Origin of the sequence: Duncaniella freteri, assembly GCF_004766125.1 — a bacterium.
In the GTDB taxonomy this organism is placed as follows: Bacteria; Bacteroidota; Bacteroidia; order Bacteroidales; family Muribaculaceae; genus Duncaniella; species Duncaniella freteri.
Map to the genome: position 1 here is coordinate 2,073,583 of NZ_SJSA01000001.1, position 18,559 is coordinate 2,092,141.

19 protein-coding genes are annotated in these 18,559 nt (G+C 41.8%); all 19 read right to left on the bottom strand.

Translation table 11 applies throughout. The features are described 5' to 3' along the window. Positions 1-11: 11 nt before the first annotated feature. Positions 12-482 (bottom strand): DUF1810 domain-containing protein, encoded by a 471-nt coding sequence (locus EZ315_RS08975; protein ID WP_135471752.1) that lies wholly within the window; start codon positions 480-482, stop codon positions 12-14. A 68-nt stretch (positions 483-550) separates the two neighbouring features. Further along, positions 551-901 carry a thioredoxin domain-containing protein gene (locus tag EZ315_RS08980; RefSeq protein ID WP_135471753.1) on the bottom strand — a complete coding sequence of 117 codons (351 nt, stop codon included), beginning with the start codon at positions 899-901 and terminating at the stop codon, positions 551-553. A gap of 7 nt (positions 902-908) precedes the next feature. Further along, a complete protein-coding gene (locus EZ315_RS08985; RefSeq protein WP_135471754.1) occupies positions 909-3,758 on the bottom strand; it encodes a cation-translocating P-type ATPase in 2,850 nt (949 codons plus the stop codon). Positions 3,759-3,779: 21 nt separating this feature from the next. Beyond that, positions 3,780-4,115, bottom strand: coding sequence for an SPFH domain-containing protein (locus EZ315_RS08990; protein WP_242452574.1), 336 nt, complete (start codon positions 4,113-4,115; stop codon positions 3,780-3,782). Positions 4,116-4,216: 101 nt separating this feature from the next. Next, the gene (locus EZ315_RS08995) at positions 4,217-5,194 is read right to left on the bottom strand and encodes a DUF4407 domain-containing protein (protein WP_135471756.1); all 978 of its coding nucleotides are present in this window, start codon (positions 5,192-5,194) and stop codon (positions 4,217-4,219) included. Between the two features lie 4 nt (positions 5,195-5,198). After that, positions 5,199-5,768 carry a hypothetical protein gene (locus tag EZ315_RS09000; RefSeq protein ID WP_135471757.1) on the bottom strand — a complete coding sequence of 190 codons (570 nt, stop codon included), beginning with the start codon at positions 5,766-5,768 and terminating at the stop codon, positions 5,199-5,201. A gap of 130 nt (positions 5,769-5,898) precedes the next feature. Beyond that, positions 5,899-7,299 (bottom strand): hypothetical protein, encoded by a 1,401-nt coding sequence (locus EZ315_RS09005; protein WP_135471758.1) that lies wholly within the window; start codon positions 7,297-7,299, stop codon positions 5,899-5,901. Between the two features lie 7 nt (positions 7,300-7,306). Further along, positions 7,307-8,347: a PrsW family glutamic-type intramembrane protease gene (locus EZ315_RS09010; RefSeq protein ID WP_135471759.1), complete on the bottom strand. Its 1,041-nt coding sequence runs from the start codon at positions 8,345-8,347 to the stop codon at positions 7,307-7,309. Then, a complete protein-coding gene (locus tag EZ315_RS09015) occupies positions 8,347-9,522 on the bottom strand; it encodes a hypothetical protein (protein ID WP_135471760.1) in 1,176 nt (391 codons plus the stop codon). The genes EZ315_RS09010 and EZ315_RS09015 overlap by 1 nt, the downstream gene beginning before the upstream one ends. Before the next feature lie 9 nt (positions 9,523-9,531). Then, entirely contained in the window at positions 9,532-11,013 is a 1,482-nt protein-coding gene (locus EZ315_RS09020) for a helix-hairpin-helix domain-containing protein (protein WP_135471761.1), read from the bottom strand. Between the two features lie 18 nt (positions 11,014-11,031). Beyond that, positions 11,032-12,453: a PP2C family serine/threonine-protein phosphatase gene (locus EZ315_RS09025; RefSeq protein ID WP_242452549.1), complete on the bottom strand. Its 1,422-nt coding sequence runs from the start codon at positions 12,451-12,453 to the stop codon at positions 11,032-11,034. Positions 12,454-12,456: 3 nt separating this feature from the next. After that, on the bottom strand, positions 12,457-13,500 hold the full coding sequence (locus EZ315_RS09030) for a TerY-C metal binding domain-containing protein (RefSeq protein WP_135471762.1): 1,044 nt from the start codon (positions 13,498-13,500) through the stop codon (positions 12,457-12,459). Between the two features lie 8 nt (positions 13,501-13,508). Further along, positions 13,509-14,147 carry an AIM24 family protein gene (locus EZ315_RS09035; protein ID WP_135471763.1) on the bottom strand — a complete coding sequence of 213 codons (639 nt, stop codon included), beginning with the start codon at positions 14,145-14,147 and terminating at the stop codon, positions 13,509-13,511. A gap of 3 nt (positions 14,148-14,150) precedes the next feature. Then, entirely contained in the window at positions 14,151-14,786 is a 636-nt protein-coding gene (locus EZ315_RS09040) for a vWA domain-containing protein (RefSeq protein WP_135471764.1), read from the bottom strand. A 65-nt stretch (positions 14,787-14,851) separates the two neighbouring features. Continuing rightward, on the bottom strand, positions 14,852-15,490 hold the full coding sequence (locus tag EZ315_RS09045) for a vWA domain-containing protein (RefSeq protein WP_135471765.1): 639 nt from the start codon (positions 15,488-15,490) through the stop codon (positions 14,852-14,854). Positions 15,491-15,496: 6 nt separating this feature from the next. Further along, complete coding sequence (locus tag EZ315_RS09050; RefSeq protein ID WP_135471766.1) at positions 15,497-16,168, bottom strand: TerD family protein; 672 nt, start codon at positions 16,166-16,168, stop codon at positions 15,497-15,499. A gap of 13 nt (positions 16,169-16,181) precedes the next feature. Then, complete coding sequence (locus EZ315_RS09055; protein WP_135471767.1) at positions 16,182-16,823, bottom strand: stress protein; 642 nt, start codon at positions 16,821-16,823, stop codon at positions 16,182-16,184. Between the two features lies 1 nt (position 16,824). Next, positions 16,825-17,496 carry a TerD family protein gene (locus EZ315_RS09060; RefSeq protein WP_135471768.1) on the bottom strand — a complete coding sequence of 224 codons (672 nt, stop codon included), beginning with the start codon at positions 17,494-17,496 and terminating at the stop codon, positions 16,825-16,827. A gap of 6 nt (positions 17,497-17,502) precedes the next feature. Continuing rightward, entirely contained in the window at positions 17,503-18,063 is a 561-nt protein-coding gene (locus tag EZ315_RS09065; RefSeq protein WP_135471769.1) for a TerD family protein, read from the bottom strand. Positions 18,064-18,559 lie beyond the last annotated feature (496 nt).

An 18,559-nucleotide genomic window follows, 5' to 3' on the forward strand; every position in this document is an offset into this window, starting at 1 on the left:
GTTGCAAGATTCTATTTTCTCTCATTGTCCGATTGTGATTGAAGCATAAGCAATGTACGTCCGTCTCTTTTCCCAGCAAAGAATTTTAACAATACTTGGTTGAAGATGTTGTCAGGGCAAACGGAATCAAACAACGTCATGGATGACCGTAATTTTGCTGCATCCAATTCACCAAATATAATCTTTGCATCGTTTTCGTCAGATGCCAATAGAATGGCAAGGAGAGTGTTCATGTGGTCACTGAGAAGAGGATTCTCCAGATAATTTTTTGCCTCTTCAAGATTGGTAATCCCATAATAATTGGAATTATAGGTATGACCCAAACCTCGAAGTTGGGGAAATATATACCAAATCCAGTGGGACTCTTTCCGACCGTTACAAATCTCGGCCAAGGCGGTCTCATACATATTTTCATGTGCCTTTACGAATCTGGTGATGTCGTCACTCCATTCGTTTTTCCATGAAGCGTGTCGTAATTGCATTTTGTTGATTATAAGAAAGCACACCGGGAAGTAATTCCCCGATGTGCTTTCGGGTTTCTGTATTCGTCTTAATAATCGTATTCGCGAAGTGCCTGACGGGTCTCCTCTTTGAGTTCTTCAACCTGCCTATCAATGTCGGCATCGTTGAAGAGCTCATCATAGTCGGCACCTGCCTCGCGACATGCTTGGCGGAGTTCTGCTTTAGTCTCATCCGCTACACCGTCATACATCTCATCCACTTCATCACATGAGGAATAACTCCCGGAATATGATGGCGTAGAATACGACTCTGAAGAAGTGTCGTAGTATTCGGTAGAACCCGATGTTTCTTGATTGTTACTCTCGGTCGCTTGTTTGGAGTTACAGCCTGTTGCCATAACAGACAGCGCGACCATGGTTGAAATTGCAAGAGCTTTCATATCAGATCTATTTGAAGAGACGGTAGATTTCGCGAATCCAAAGAACGAGTGATGATGCTCCCACGATGATGAGGAGATCGAGCGCACCGGAGGGGTTGAAGCTCCAGTCAAGGGTATGGAGCATGGGCTCTACATTGAAGAATTCGTAAGCGATTTCGGTTATGAATAGCTGGCCGATGACTATGATTGCGACTATTGTCCAGAATCCGCTGCTCATTTTGAGTTTGAAAACGCTTTCGCCGGTTTCAAAGCTGCGGGCGTTGAACATATACCAGAAGTGAGTCCATACGAAAATTGAGAACAGTAGGGTCGCCTCGTAAGGTGTCATTTCCTGTGCTGCTCCAATGACGGTGTGGAACATCTGTGGAATGGAAGTAATAGTTGCATGGTTAAATAACCAGTAGAATCCGAGAGTAATCGCGAAGAATATGAAGCCCACACTGCAAAGTTCCCACAACATGGAACTGGAAAGGATAGAGGCTTCGCGACGGCGAGGTTTTTCATTCATCACGCTTTCCGATGGGGGCAGAGATGCCAAAGCCATTGCTCCGAAGGTATCCATAATCAGGTTGACCCACAGCATCTGTGTTACGGTAAGCGGCGACTCTGTGCCCATGAATGAGCCGAACAGCACGAGGAAGCAGGCTGCCACGTTAACTGTGAGCTGGAACAGCAGGAAACGCTGGATGTTTTTGTAGAGTGAGCGTCCCCACATCACCGCACGACCAATCGAAGAGAATGAGTTGTCGATGATAGTAATGTCGGAGGCCTCTTTAGCAACGGATGTTCCGTCGCCCATCGAAAGACCGACATGGGCCGTTTTCAGTGCAGGTGCATCGTTTGTGCCGTCACCAGTTACGGCAACAATCTCATTGTTTGCTTGGAGCGCTTCAACCAACCGCTTCTTATCCATCGGGCGGGCGCGGGCAATAATCTTCAGATCTCCGACACGTTCACAGAGTTGACTATCCGTAAGTTCTGCGAACTCAACACCAGTGATGATATTGCGGTCGGTGTCAGTCTCATCATTCCAAAGACCAATCTGACGTCCGATTTCCTTTGCTGTTCCGGGGGTATCGCCTGTTACAATCTTAACCTTGATTCCTGCGTCTATTACCTCGTTTACGGCATTAGGAACATCTATACGAACCGGATCGGAAATAGCCACAATTCCGAGGAATGTAAGGCTTGTGGCAACGACTTTGCCATTTTCAATCGTCACATCCTTGTCGCCAAGTTCCTGATATGCGAAGCCGAGGGTACGCATGGCCTGATTCTGATATTCGAGAAGTTGTGCATTAACCTCTCTATCGGTTACGCCACATGTATTTTTGCACATTCCGAAAACGATTTCGGGTGCGCCTTTGACGTAGAGGATATTTTTGCCGGTGGCTGACTTAACCACTGTTGCCATGTATTTGCGTTCAGTAGTGAATGGCAATTCTTCAATGCGGCTTGCTTTGGTACGAAGTCGCTGATAATCCGCTCCGCGTTCTTTCAGCCATAATAGCAACGCGCCTTCTGTTGGATTTCCAAGAACGGTTGGTTTGTCACCTGTGAGGTCAAGTTGAGCGGTTGAGTTTACAGCAATACCTTCATATAGAACCTCATTTGAAGGTTCACCAAAGAAATTGGTCTTATAGACCTGCATCTGATTCTGTGTCAGTGTACCGGTTTTGTCGGTACAGATAACTGTGGTTGCTCCCATTGTCTCGCAAGCGTGCATCTTGCGCACGAGGTTGTTGGTCTTGAGCATTCGGCTCATACTGTATGCCAACGAAAGAGTAACAGCCATCGGCAGACCTTCAGGCACGGCAACCACAATAAGCGTAACTGCAACCATCAGAGTTTTGAGTGTATGGGCGAGCAAGAGTGACCAGTCGGCGCTTGTTGCTTCAGGTGTAACCATAGAGAACGCACCTATCACCATCCCAAAGAAGATGATAAAGAAGCCAACGATTGTAAATATACACTTGGCTTTTGACCAATCTTCAAATTTCTTGATAACGAGCCAGAAGAATAGTGCAACAGGCACAATCAGAGTGTAGGCTTGCCAATTACTCCAACCGAGGAAATGGATAAGCTGACCAACGATGATAAGACCGGCGAAACCATAGCTGACATTGGTAATCCAATCTGCAAGGCCATCAAGCTGCTCATTGAGGGGAGTCTTGACACTATCATCAATTTGAGCTTCCTCAAAGACTTTGCCCATTTCAGTAGCATCACCCACTTTGAGAACACGCATAACGCCATGCCCTTCCATTACCTTTGTGCCACGCATAACGTGGTTTGAAGGATAGGTAGCATCTTTATCGAAGTGTGCCGGATCAGTTGTTTTGGCACAAAGCGGTTCTCCGGTAAGGGTTGATTCGTCAATGCTGAGGGTCACGGCATCGAGAAGTTCGCCGTCTGCGGGGATTTCATCGCCTGTATTGATGATGACTATATCCCCGGCAACAACATCTTTGCGAGGAATTGTTGTTGTGGTTCCGTTGCGCATCACCTCCACCAACTCATCATCATTTACCTGATTGAGGATTTGAAATGCCTTGTTGGCCCGCTGTTCAAAAATGAATGCGAGTGTCGTTGCAAGACCAATGGCAACGAAAATGCCGATTGGCTCAAAGAATACTTTCCAGTCCTGGCCCAATCCGAAATATTCATAGAATGAGATTCCGATTGAGAGGACACCTGCAACCAACAGGATAATGATTAACGGGTCAGAGAACTTGTCGAGAAACTCTTTCCACCACGGATCCTTTTCGGGAGGGGTAAGAACGTTGACCCCATTCTTTCTGCGGCTCTCCAACACTTCCGCATCGGTCAAGCCTGTGTAATGTTGTTTTTGTGACATATGATTGTTGTTTAATTATTGTTATTCTTGTGGATTTTGCAAGGCTCTCGTTGATTCAAGAATTGGAAGATTGGTTTCCGTTGGCACATATATTACGGTCTTGTTGTTCAGGTCTCCTTGCTGACGCACCCATAGATATTGAATATAGGTTGGGGTAATGGAGCCGTTTTCAATTCGTATAGCCTCCGCCGCTCCTTTAGCGCGTTCAATTTCTGCCTGCGCGTTTAGTTTTTCGGCTTCCAGATTAGCTTTAGCCTCCTCAATTTTGATTTTACGGTTCTGTTCAGCTTTAGCAAATTCTGCTTTACCTTCCATTTCCTGCGACCATACATTGTACCAAGGACGGATGAAGGCCATAGCAACGATAAGAAGCACGATTCCTGCCACTCCCCATATTGCGCCCTTTATGAGTTTTGGGGTGATATTGATATTATTGTTGTTATACATAATTCTATGATTTAATTGGTTAATGATACTTCTGTGTTATGGAGCATAGTTCTCTTATGGCTTAACTGATGTTCTACTATCAGCTCGTAATTGCATGGCTTTTCTCCCATTTTGATTGTGAGTACGAATAATTCTAAGAATATAAGGAAAGCAAACATAACCAGATAGAAAGTTAGGGATACCCAACTTTGTGATATTACACGTATTGTGGCTTCAAGTTCTTCTATAAACCCTGTTGGACGACTATTGATTTCGTCACGTGTTGTCTTGTCAATGTCCTTCTTATCTAATCTTAACTGTTCAAGTTGCTCAGTGTAGATCTTTATTTGCTCTTCGTTGCCTTGGGCTTGTGCGATACGAGGATTCGGTACAATGGTCTTATTGACACTCTGGACAGTAGTCTTTATAGGTTTTCCATCCTCGCCCATGCCGGCAATTTGTTCAGATGAAGACACTGCTGTTACGGTTGTTGTTGGTTTTGCTTCTATCTGTTTATATAGTTCATCATTGCATCGGCTAATTGAATCCACGGCCATAGTGATTCTTGCAATGTCAGAGTCATATACTGCAAGTCGCTTGTTAACAGTCTTTGTGATAACATCTTCTCGATGAGATGCTATCTCTTGTTGTATGTCATTGTGGAAAATAAGTTGGTCAAATATGCTTGCTCCAAGTATAGCCATGCAGAGCGCAAGGAAAAGTCGCATAAGAGCCATCCCATGATTTTTACCGACAGAAAGTATTATGACTCGTTCTATGCAGAGAATTATTGTCATAAATACCAAAGATACACCTATACGCCCAAAAATGCTTGTGATATTGAGATAATTGTCAGCAAAGCAATAACCAACAGTACCCCAAAGTATCATCATTATTGACACCGCTGAAATCAGTTTTCTGAACTGTCGTTTACTGGCTTCTCCACAGGTAGATAGGATTTTAGCATCCCAACCAATTAACTGGCATCCGAAATTAGTAGCTTTATTCATTTCTTCAAGCGGTTATGCGGTTAGGATTTAGGAAGTTTGCAGTTTGAGCGGCACAGCCTTTGGTGAAACCTCGGCGATATGACTCAATCATTGTCATCATTTCAGGATCTTTGGCATTAACTTTCTCAATCATGCCTTGGATTTCGGAGATATGTTCTTCACACGTTTCCTTGTGAGCTGTCAGTTGTGAAGCACTTGTGAGGGCAAAGAGAGATTTGGCATTATCAATCTGAACATCAATCTCTCGAATTTCACCACGATAACGAAGTAGGACACGACGGAAGAGTTGGTTGAGTTCGTTGAGAATGATGTTCTCCTTTGCAGTGCAGTACTCCACGCTGGTGTTAACGAGAGCATCCTGATAACCGTCCTGCTCATAATTATGGGCAATAAAAGCATAGATTACATCAATCGGCATCCCCGTTCCGTATGTGATTGAAATCACATTACCAGAAGATTTGCAGTTATTCTCTGCTGACAACTTTGGATGTTCTTCCATAGGAAGTACCATTGTGTCAACTTCTGTAGTCGTGGCAGATGTTGATGACTTTTTGAAGAGGTCGAAGAGTTTCATATACGTCCGTTTTAGTTTATTTTGATGGTACAAAGTTACAACCTGAGCAATCCTTAACATGGATTGTCGGAATGTTATAACCCATAGACATATATATTCTGCTTGATTCCATTGCAACCTTGCAGGTGTGTTACCCGAGTTTAGATAGGTTGATGAATAATTCTGAATCAAAGATACTTATTGGCTGTTCTCCACTGAAATCTTTGCTTGTAAAGACATCTGGGATGGCAGAAATGCCATATATACCATTCTTGTCGCGGTTGATTACAAAGCGCTCAGCATCATATATTTTTTCCGCCTGCTTATTTATAGCTCGTCTTATACCACTGATCATAGGCAAACGAATATCTGCTTTTGTAATATCAGGCGCGTTTTTTTCTTCACCACCAAACGCGGCATATATTTTGGCGTATCTGCGTTGCAAAATTTCCATACGGCGGTCAAACTTTGGGAGTTGTTTGACCGATTGAGGTGGGGTAAAACTTATCCCACCATTTTGAGTCTCATATACGAATAATGTATATAATGCCTTTTCTTTACGATGCAAGCCAGAAAGCGTTACATCAATTTCAGGGAACGATATAGTGCCATGAATGAAATCAATCAACATATGGCACATTACAGCTTTCTGAAGCAATAAGATTTCAAAGACTTGCCTATAAAAGCCTTTATAAAGGAAACTCCCTTTCTCATCCTTTTTATGAGATACGACAATCCTGTCGCTACTATGATAATCCAGAAATGTATCGACCATATCCTGAACGATGGAAACAGCATCCCCAGTCAGCTCAATTCGTAGAAAATTCGTATAAATATCATTTCCGACTCTTGACTGGCTAATTCTAAACATCAAAGATGGCGGAGTGTCTATCAGATCCTCGAACCCCAATTTATGATGTAGCTGTTCAATGCAGAAAGTATCAGTTTTGAAAAGTTTGATTTTTGTAAGTAACCCAGCTACTGCACTTTCAGTCAAAGATGGTGAAAGCATTGCAACAACCTCATGTAGCAACTCTTTGGGTGTTGTGATATAATGATGAACTATTTCCGGAAGATAAACAAAGTCCAGTCCACATAATTTCAATTCTCGTGATATTGCTCGCAAATTTGAAGATATTGAGAAATTCACTTCTTTGGCATGATGCGACTCGACATATAATACTTGACGCTCATCGAACCACGATTCATCAATTTTTGTGGAAATCACATCACTTTCGAGGTTCTCATTCCTCAAACAATACTGAAGCATAAGCATTAACAATGCTTCCTCACGCGCACAAAAGCCATCGCTAATAGTCATATCCTCAAAAGTTCCTAAAAGGTCTGACTTAGTACTGTCTTCCATTTCCTTAATAATGTGAACAGCCTTATTAAGTGGCATAAGATATGCCTCTATCTCATCTTGACGTGAAATAGAAAATTGCTCTTTTAAGTTACGATACAAGTCCATCTCTCGGCTATCAATAACTTTGTCAGCCTTTATGAGATCTATCAATATTCTGGATATTGCTGCCCGTTCAATTGCTTTCATAGGTCATTCACTTGATAAGTTTTGTCTGGTAATCCTGTGCTTGTCTGAGGTAGGTTGTCAACAAGAAAACAGCTATAAATGTAATTGGCAGTGCAATTAACATCCCAAGATATGAACTACAGAAAGTATCATACAATCCGTGCATCACACTTGGGATTGATATTGCAAGGAAATACAAAGCATGACGATATAAAGGATATAGCTTTGCAAAGCCAATGAAATACCCTGCTATACCGGTCCATATTGCATGTATGAAAGGAAGGCTGGTTAGCCGCGCGATATTCATGAAGAATGAGGATGTGTAATCAAGTTGTATATTCACAGACATTTGATATTGAACACCCTCAAATACACCGAAGGCTATACCAGACATAAGTCCATAAAAGACCAATGTTTTTGGCTGTAATGGTTCTTTTGCAAATCTATATATCAATAAAAGAGGAAGCAATTTTACGAGTTCCTCAGTCAATCCTACACCAAAGATATATCCGAATAGGTCTAAAATGAATACTGTGTCAATCAGTTGATAAAATGGGTTAAGGGATGGAAGTCCCAGTACATCCCAAAGAATGAATACAAAACCTTGTGTCAAAAAGAATACGGATAACGTAATCTTTAGTCTGACTTGTTGTGTCTTGAAGAAATAATAGAAAAATAATCCCCATATAGCCGAGAAATATAATGCAACAGCATAAAAAACACCAAATCCATGAATTGGCAACAACATAATTACACTGGGACCAAGACCAATGAGAGCCAGTAGCAATAATCTTTTGTCTGACAACCATTGTTTGCTTTTTAATAAGCCTACTGGCAAAATGAGTTCAGAGCCAATCGCTTTTAATTGGTCCACGAACGAACCTTTGCTTTTAATTTTTACCTTGGCGTTATTCCGCCTTAGATAATATCCTACGGTGTTCATAACACCGGTATTAGAATCTTTCGCTTGATCGTGCAAAAGAATCCTCCCATCATCTACATATTGCTTTAGCACAGCAACTTCATAAGGGCCATATTCGGTATTGTTGCGTAGGATATAATATCTCATCACAAAAACTTTAAGTTGTTAATTATGTAGGCTACCGGTGAATTTGTCTCGGAACTTGAATATCCTGAGATCAAACAAACCTTTCCTGACGCATGATGAAACACAAGGGCAAATTCCCAATCTACAGGATTTTCTACATTTACACGTATCAACTTATAAAATACCGTGACATCATCATTTGACTTCTTTTCATCCTTTACGACTGCATAGTCAATGTTATCCAATTCATCGGATTTCCATCCTCTCCAATACTGATTAAAGTTTTTCTTGGTCACATCAGTATCGTAATCACTTACAATAGTTACTTCGGCTCCTGTTTCAGCATCGGATAGAGAGAATACCTTCGTGTTCTCTGCCATAGTTTCATCACAATCTACACCATCCGGTACAGATAAAACAACCCTACCGTCACTAAACTGATTTGCGCCAAGAGACAGATTCGTTAAGGCAACTGTTTCAGTCTCGGTATGCGATTTTTTCTCTGAAGCAATTCCCAAACCAATACAGATAAATGGGAGTAGGACCACGGTAGCAATTATAATCCAATCACGGGTTTTGGTTCTTCTATAGCTTTTAGGGATTATGTTTTGAACTTGATTGGAACTACACAAGAATATGAACCAAATACAGCACCATATAATGGATCGTATCATTCTCAAAACCATCTTGTCACTCCCAACTTCTCCATCAGATACAAATAGTGCAAGCAAATTTGACGCAAAACAAAGAATTACAAATGTTTTAGCCAAAAAAACAGCATCGGTATCTCGCTTATAAAAGGCCACCAAGGTGAAAATGCCTGTTGCTAAATACACCAAAGCAAATGCGACATCTGAAGCAGAGAACCAAAAGTTGTCAGCAGCTTCAAACGTTACAAAGCTAATTATTAGTGAAGCAAAAGACCCGATTCCTACAAAGAAAATAAGGAAGAACTTCAACCAGCCATGAATATCCTCATCACTGGGCTGTTCAATTTCATCATCGTAGAAATTGTCATCCTGATTTTCAGACTCAGTTTCAATCGGTTGCACTAAATCTGGGTACTCGTTCTCTTTCTCAAGGTTTATTCTTTTTGCATATACGTCGCAACTCGTTCCGTCAAATGAAGGAACGAGTTTTGTGCAGTTTCCACTATCTTGAAAACGGCAGTTCGCACATTGGTCTTTTATAGGCATATCAATTCATCAATTGCTGATTATCTGAACAATTATTAGTCTTCCTCCATCTTTCTTTGACAAGAGAATTTTTCGACCTTCCGTCAAGGGCACGTATCCGCCAATGGGAATTTGTTTATCATCTGTTTTGTCCCACATATCTGGGAGCCGGCGGTTTATGAGTATCCATTGTCCGTTATGGAAATGGAAATCTCCGACAGGCTTTTTATCTTCAGCAGAAGTTTTCTCGTTGGCTACAACAAAACGATTTACATGCCACATATAAAGTGTCTGCTTGTCATATACCATCAGACGGTAATTCTCTGGAGTAAATTTACCATCGTTCCTTGGTGAATAGTAAAGATTTAGCACCGGAAGCTGGCCGTGGTATTCTGTACCACAGAACGGACAACGAGGCTTCATCTTATTATCAAAGACAAACCAGTGAGCTTCGCAGTTGGGATTTTGACATGGTTGCATTAAGTCAGTGGTTTTTACCAGTGCTTGCTCCCATTCATCAGCAGTAGGGCGTCTTGACGGATCATGCAGAGCTGTAATAAATGCTCTGTCAAACAAATCTTTCAAGTATGGGCCACATATGGTATATGGTAATTTTGATGGGTCGCCTTGTGGGAGTTCTGCTTTGCCAAGATTCTGAGGTTTTACTCTGTTTGACGTATCAGTAGGATGTTCTATGAAAAGTGCTTTCTCTCCCATAGACATAGCCTCATCACGTTTTTCATCGTTAACATCGTGAACTTTTCCTCCTCGCAGAGGATGGCGGTAAAGCAGATTCATATAGACCATTACAGCGAGTGCATGTAAGTCCGTTGCTCTACAAGGAAGTTTCTTATTGGAGTCTCCAATCTTTAACTCACGGGTTTGCAGTACTTCAGGAGCGATAAAATCGGGAGTACCAACAACTTCAGGAGGATACTTGCCGGGAACAACCAAGGTATCACAGTCTATTATGCAGGCATTACCCCCGGCAGGATCCAGAAGAACATTGTTATATGATAAGTCAGAATGGGCTAATCCAGCTGCGTGTAAGCGTTTTACAGCACGAGCTATCTTGATTAACATATGAAAATGACTCAACCATGTACCCTTATCCTGCGGACGAAGATGTCGATTGCGTAACTTGGCAGAGGCAAACCATTTTCCATTTTTTTCTTTCCCTTTGAATGGTCCGTCAGCAAAGAAAAAGTGTGCATCATATGCAGGACATACCAATCCGAATTTTCCATTCCACTCAACAAGCTTTGTTGGCCAACAGAAAAGATTTTTCCAATACTCACCACCCATTTGGTTGAATATTCTCTCACGATACAACCCAACGATATTATTAAGGCGATCTTTAGAATTGGCATCAATCTTCTCTCTGAAGAACAGGACTACTTCTTTCTTTCCCGGACACCAATACATATCTTTCATACCGCCCTGAGCCGAAATCTCATTTATGAATTCGACCTGAGTATTATCGGATGCGGTTAGTTTTACTATATCTGCCATGTGATAATTTTCAATCTGTTAGTAAAGGATAGCTATTGTCCTATCATCATGATTGCCTGGGCTCCAAAAATCAAGCCATTTAAGCAGTTGATTTTTTGAGTTCTCGTTGTCATCTGAGAAATCAACTTCATTTACGAGATTCTCCCAGAGTTCATCCCATTTTTCTTTCTTTGCAAGATTTGCGTCCGTCTCAAAGAATGGGTCACTTATGCCATCTGTCATAAGCATCAATGCAGTAAAGTCCGGCACTATTGACATCTTGATGCGTGTTCTGTCTCTAAAAATTGATTCCATCGTCAAGAAACGAGTTTGACCTGCATACTCTCCTCCATCAGGTTCGTTAAGCAACTTTATAGAGTCGGCATTTTTATCATAAATAGCTATTGCACCGTCTCCAACACCAAAAGATGCGACAAACCAGCCAAAGCTAAATTTACGACATACTGCGAGCAATAAAGTCGTGGAGAAATCTTTCAACACAGCAGGTTCACTGCATTCATCAACTTTTTTAACAATTGCACGATGCGCTTCTGTTGCTGCTTTGAACAATATCTCGTGAATCTTTCCCACAACAGGTTTCAGATTCTCTTGTGTTTGATTTTCAGCATACATCTTTACGACAGCTTCAAATTCTTCACCTTGTTCTGCAAGTTTTTCTTTGCAATACTGCTCTACTGTTTCACAAGCGATGCGGGAACCCTCACGCGAATATTTAGCAGAACCTGCGCCATCAGCAACTGCAAGAACATACCAACCGTTTTGAGCATTGAAGCTAACACGGAAATCATCGTCACGAGGTTTCCCCTCCTGCGCATGGCTACGACCTCTCTTGCTGGCCACTACGATGTCTTTCTGTGGCAATCCTTCAAATTCTGGCACAAGGACGTAATCATTTGCCTCATCCTCCTTCTGAAATGGCAAATCGGCAGGAACAGGTTTGGGTTCCCAAAGGTCACGTGGGTCAGGATTAAACGCTATATTGAATTTACGTTCAAGAATAGGATCTCCTTGTTCCCATCCTTTGACTTTAGCACAGAGCTTAAAGTCATAAGTTTTAGCTTCGACCGGAGTTCCCGTAAGAGATATTAGACCAGTCTCAATGCTTATATTGTCCAATAATCCTGTTTCCTCTAATCCTTCAAACCAGACATCCTCATAATTGGACATATTCAAACTTACCTCTTGATAATACTCTGAGCCTTTCTTCCCATTTGGAAATACTATAGTAGCTCCATTGAGATTATTTTGTTCAATCACATAGTTTGCCATACGTTCTTCTTGATAGCGTTTCCATTCATCTTTGATACGCCAAGCCAGAAAATCATCAATCTGACTATTAGATGGAGATACTCCTATCCCTTGAAGCACCTCAACCACAAGCATCCGCCCGTTGTCAACGACAGTGCGAATGCGGCGTATGATTCGTTCTTCTCTTTTCATAACTTATCCTCTTGTTCTGGATATATCAATACCACCTTCGGCAGTGCCAAGCATTCCTTCCATGCCACACCACGGGCACTTATTCACTGGACTCTCGCCAACGCAGAACACATTACCACACTCACAAGTAACCAATCCAAACTGATTACCACAGCAGGGACATGTCGGAGCCCCAACCAGTTCCATGGAATTGATTTTTCGGTTTACGTTTTTACCGTCTGATAGCTGGTCATATGCTTCTCCGTCTATTGGATATGCACCAACCAACTTAAAGTCCATCGCATTGAACATTTCGAGACCTTCAAGTTTATGGCTACGTTTCGCATACTTGATAAGGTACTTCTTTCCTGTTGTCTGGCATTTACCTACAAGTACTGCAAAATTCTCATCAACTTTAATCTGCTTATTGGGGTCAACCTTTTCGAGATTTATGCCGTCGATGGGGGCAAGTTTCACTTCATCGTCATTGTAGTCAGTTACAGACATACTGGTAGTTTTTATAGAGTCAGTAACCCATTTGAAGAAGTATTTATAAGATAATGCGTCACTCGGATTAAAACGTATTATCTCACCCGTTAGCTGACCAAATAAGAGAGGATCAATATTATCCCCGATTGAAATCACAACCAGCTGAGTGCGGTTACGATACTTTTCATTCCAACGTTTTATTGCGTTAGTGGGGTCGTCCGTAGGAGTTCCATCAGTAAAAAGGAAAATAATTGGTTTCCAATCTCCTTTTTGCTCAACAGTTGTTTTTACAATATTTGTATCAATGTCTCTCATCAGGAATTCAAGGGCTGTTCCCAAAGATGTACCTCCACCAATTGGAATTATTGGAGGATAGAACTTGAATAGTTCGGTAAGTGGTGTCAGAGTCTGTGCTTTGCCTGCATATGCAATTACAGAGGCCCATGCAGTTTCCAAAGCATAAGGATCTGTGCGTAACTCTTGTATTATGTCACGCATTCCTTTCTGTACTTGTTCAATTGGTTCTCCGACCATCGACTCTGATACGTCTATGACGAAATATATAGGTAATCTTCGCATCGTTATAGTTATTGATTTACTGGTTGATGAAATGTGCCCGGTGAGAGATATACTTGACCCGGACCGATTATTTTTAACATACTTAGTCCTTCTCCTCCTAAAAGGTTACCCAATGACCAGTTGGATGACATTTGACTTTCCGAAATTGAATGAAGTGCGAGGATATGATCTTCATCTACTTCTATAGTTTCACCCGGACGAAGACTTATTGAGATTGGAGTCCCTTTTGTATCAAGAAAGACAGTTGAATTACCTGATATTTTTTGTAGGAGCAACCCCATTCCTCCCACCAACCCGGCTATTGAGATTTTTGTGCTTACATCAACTCGATTATTTGATGCCACATACACACTTCTATGGCAGATCATAGTTTCTCCAGTGATTTTTACAGGATGAAGTCCGTAATGACTGCCGATAACGAGCTTCTTTGGTTGATTGCTTTTATTATATAACCTGATGATGAAGAGCGATTCGCCAGAAAGTTTTGCTCCTATGAGTCGACCCAAACCTGAACCATTAAAACTCAACTCTTTTTCTATGCCACTTTCAAGATAAATTAAAGCACCTTTTTCTACATAGAAATCCTCACCCGGAGATAGTATAATCTCCAGATGCTGAACGAAATTTCCAACGAGTTTACAGTTCATAACTTATACGATTAGATTAACTTCCTCTGGAGGTGGAGGTAGAACTAAATCTTCGGCTGAACCAACGCTTCGGTTACCAACACCGATTGAATCAGACACCCATTTGAAGAATTTTTTGAATCCGGCACTATCAAGTGTATCGAGCATATACACCTGTTCAGTCAGAAGTTTCAACGGTTCGGGCTTCGCCTTCATTCCAGCTGCACAGGCAACAATACTTGCAAATTTACGCTTCTTAACCTCATTTACAATATTGTTATATTCTTGTAAATCCGAAGGCTTACCATCAGTTAACAAGAAAAGTAAAGGCATCCAATCTCCTTTGCGATCTGGAGTGATTAGTTGAACCTCTTTATCTACCTGTTCTATCAGCATTTTCAATGCAGCTCCTGTGTGAGTTGGGCCTGAATCGGGTGTGGTTATCTCAGGTAGCTGAAGATCTTCAAGCGGAGTCAGTGGTAGTATGCACTTAACATCCTTGTCAAATGTGATAATACTTATACAGGCGGATTCTAAGGCAAAAGGATCTTGTCGAAGACTTGACACCATTGCTTCAAGACCAACCTTCACCGACTCAATAGGTTCTCCTTTCATCGAGCCGGATGTGTCAATGAGTATATATACCGGTAGTCGTCTCATAATAATTTGCAATAAGGGGTGATTGTTTTTTCAATCAAACCACCCCTTATTTGATGTTAATCAGTTTATACTACGATGTTAACTTCTGGAGGTGGCGGTGGAAGTTCGCTGAGTCCGGTTACTTCGCCAAATCCATCTTCCACTTTCATTGAGCTTGTGCTGATAGAAGCAGATACCCACTTGAAGAAGGATTTAATTGTAGCGCTGTCAGCAGTATCGAGTTGAACCACACACTCGGTTATTTTTTTGAGTGTATCAGTATTGGCTCCCTGACCGGCAGCACAGGCTACGACAACACCCCATTTGCGTTTGTTGAAGTCATTCAGGCCTTTTTGAAGGTCATCAGTTGGCTCTCCATCAGTCATAATGAAAACCAATGGTTTCCAGTCGCCTTTTTGTTCTGCGGTTGTCTTTGTAACTTCAGCATCAGCTCTTTGAGCTAAAAGCGATAATGCGCCACCGAGAGCCGTACAACCACTTGCCGTTAAGTTGGGCTGCTGAAAAGATGACAACTCGGTAAGAGGGACATCCTGCTGAGCAGTGCTGTTAAATGTTATGACGCTGAGATATGCGGTTTCAAGTGCATAAGGGTCACTCCTGAGTGTTGACACAAGAATTTGAACACCGTTTTTGACGGCTTCAATAGGTTCACCATACATAGAACCTGATGTGTCAAGAAGAATGTAAACAGGTAATCTTCTCATATTTCTTTATTTTGAATAGTCTTTCATGACACGCGCCAACGTGTTGACAATAGAGCGGTCCGGGTAGGCATCACCGATGGCAGCGAATTTCCAGTCTCCGTTACGACGATAGAGTTTGCCAAGAATCAGTCCGCGCATTCCAGCACAGTCAGTCTTAGTTGCAACATCATACTGTGCGAACACCTCCTTGACCTTGGTAGGAGTACCCTCATACATTCTTATGTATGCGTAGGGTATTCCGGAAAAATCACCCTGATAGTCGTTGTTATTGTAGATGTTGAGAAAGAACACGATTGAATTGACATTGGGATTGATTTTAGTCAAGTCAACAGTTATAATCTCATTGTCAAGACCGTCATCTCCTCCTTGGTCACCTGTAAGGTCGTCCCCGATATGATGAAGAGCATGGTCAAGTGTATCGAGTTTACCGTTAGGCAAGCCAATGTTGCGGTCACCAAAACGATAAAGTGAAGAGTAGATGTGGTCGATAGGTTTTCCGTTTTGGTCAAACAGAAGGCAACTGAGGTCAAGATCGACATCTACGATAGAGGATGATAACCCAAAGAAAGCTTTCTTTGTCACCGCTCCCCAGTTGCAACCTACGCAAAACTGGGTAAGCTTCGAACCATTGTTTTTTTCAAGGTTGATTCGCTGACCTTTTTCAAGTCTTATAGCCATGTGTGATGATAGTTTAGTCTTTTGAACCGGCTGTGTAATTAAAGCCCCAGCCATAAGCCCGGTCACAGTCAGCGTGACCATTATGGAATGTTACAAGTTTCTTTACAGTGATGGAGTTATCTCCATTGAAATTGAGTTCGGCAATAGCACAAAACTTTTTGTCACTGGTTTGCTGTCCCATTTTAACCTCAACAGTTTCTGTCCCTGGCACAGCAACCTTAACTACCGCATCGGTCTCAGCCCATCGAGCAGCACCTTCATAGATGAAGGTATATATAATCATCCGCTTAATGTCATTAACACCAGCTGGATTAACTGAAATATTTTCTCCTGATTGAGCATTTCCTCCTCGGTCATCTCCATTATGCCAGATATAAGGTGATTTGGTATAACATCCTTGACGAGTTTGTTGGTCTCTATTGCCTCCACGGCCATGAGAGAACTGTACGCCGTCAATCAGCATCTTTGAACCATCCCGCATTTCATAGAAACAACCGAGATCAAGGTCAATCGCACTCTTGAACATTCCGAAGAAGCCACCATTACCCTTACTCCAGTCAAGATTGATGACAATCTCTCCGTTTAAGTTCGAGCCGGTTCGCTTTGTCAGGTCGATGCGGTGGGTATCACCACCTTTTTTCAGTTCTATAGCCATGTCATGTAAATTTAGCAACGAGTTCATCAAATTCGCCATGATGTCCGACACCAAGAGCTTTGATTTTCCATGTCCCGTTGTAACGATACAACTGAACGAATTCTACTGAAGCGCAGGTTGAGAAGTCTTCGGTCAAGTCGTAGATAATTTCTTCTTGTCCAATCTCCTCATGTCCCTCAGAATATATACGGACGTAAGCATTCTCAACCTGCCCGAAATTTTGACCGCGATTCTTTGCATCATATATGCTTACACAGATGATAATCTTTTCGATGTCTGAGCGAACTTTAGAAAGTTCCATGTCGATAGTTTCGGCATCTCCTTCATCGCCTCCTTCTTCGTTATCAATTGAACCGATAACAGAAATTTCAGGATCAACAGGTCGCGACTGTGCTCTCATTTCATCATTGCTTCGCCATTCTGTATAAGGAACAATCTTGATTGGAGAAAGCAATTTGCCGTTCTCATCTGCTTTGAGCCTTTTTTCAGAATTGTAGAATACGAGATAATCATCAGTTGGAATCTTACCAGACGCATCCACCATAAAGGCGGATACATCAAGGTCGAAGTCATCCTTTGCCGAAGCGTCTTCTCGGACTTGCCAACCTAATCCGACTGAAAATTTTTCAAGTTTGATTTCGGTGGAACCGCCTTTTTGAATGCGTATAGCCATATATGATTAGTATGCGTATTTGTTTACAAAGTATTCCAGTCCTCCCTTGAAACCATTGCCAATAGCTTCAAATTTCCATTCGCCATTGCGACGATAGAGTCGGCCAAATTCTACAGCGGTCTCTACCGAGAAGTCTTCATCGAGGTCATATTTGGCAATTTCCTCATCAGTGAGAGCATTGTAGATGCGAATGTAGCTATTGCGAACTTGTCCGAAGTTCTGACGACGATTTTCTGCATCATGTATGGTAGCAGTGAACAGGATCTCATTCACGCGAGGGTCAACCTTAGAAAGGTCAACAGTCAGAGTCTCGTCATCTCCACCATCGCTATTGCCTCCAGTTAAATCATCGCCTGATGATTCAACGGCACTGTCGGGAGATTTCTGATTGTTGTAGAACACGAAGAACTCATCTGCCGGAAGTTTTTTGTTTTCACCAAGCATAAAAGCTGAGGCATCAAGGTCAAAGTCATAACCAGTACTTTCGTTGGGATCCCATCCCAAACCGACACCGACTTTCTTTAAGCCGATTTCGATACGCTGTCCTTTTTGAAGATTTATTGCCATAATTTTAATTTTATAGTTTGTTGTTGATTACAATGCAAAATTACAGACACAATCGGCCATCGGTTTATATTTTGGAATGTTTCAAGCAAGACCATTCAATGAGCAGTGATTGTGCTTGCAAGGTTTTAAGTCGGTTAGTCCTCTCTTGAAAAGAGTCTTGGATGACAATTATTCTGTTAACTTATACCTTCTTACGAATCAAGATAAACAGATATTGCTAAACAAAAATCTCACAACTGGTAAAACATTCATGTTGATTCCCATGATAGCTGTTCTGATTATCAATTATTTTGCTTACCTTTGCAATTGGTTAAGTATCTCTTTTCAAGAGATTTGGATGGTTGCTAAACGAGACAGGACATCGCGTGACGCAACTTGTGGCAACGTCCTTGACTATCTTGTATATGGTGTTTCGTTTCGTCATGCCGATATGGTTGTTGATAGTTAACTCTAAACAAGAGATTGGGATTTTTTAGTGCTCGCTGATAATCATGGA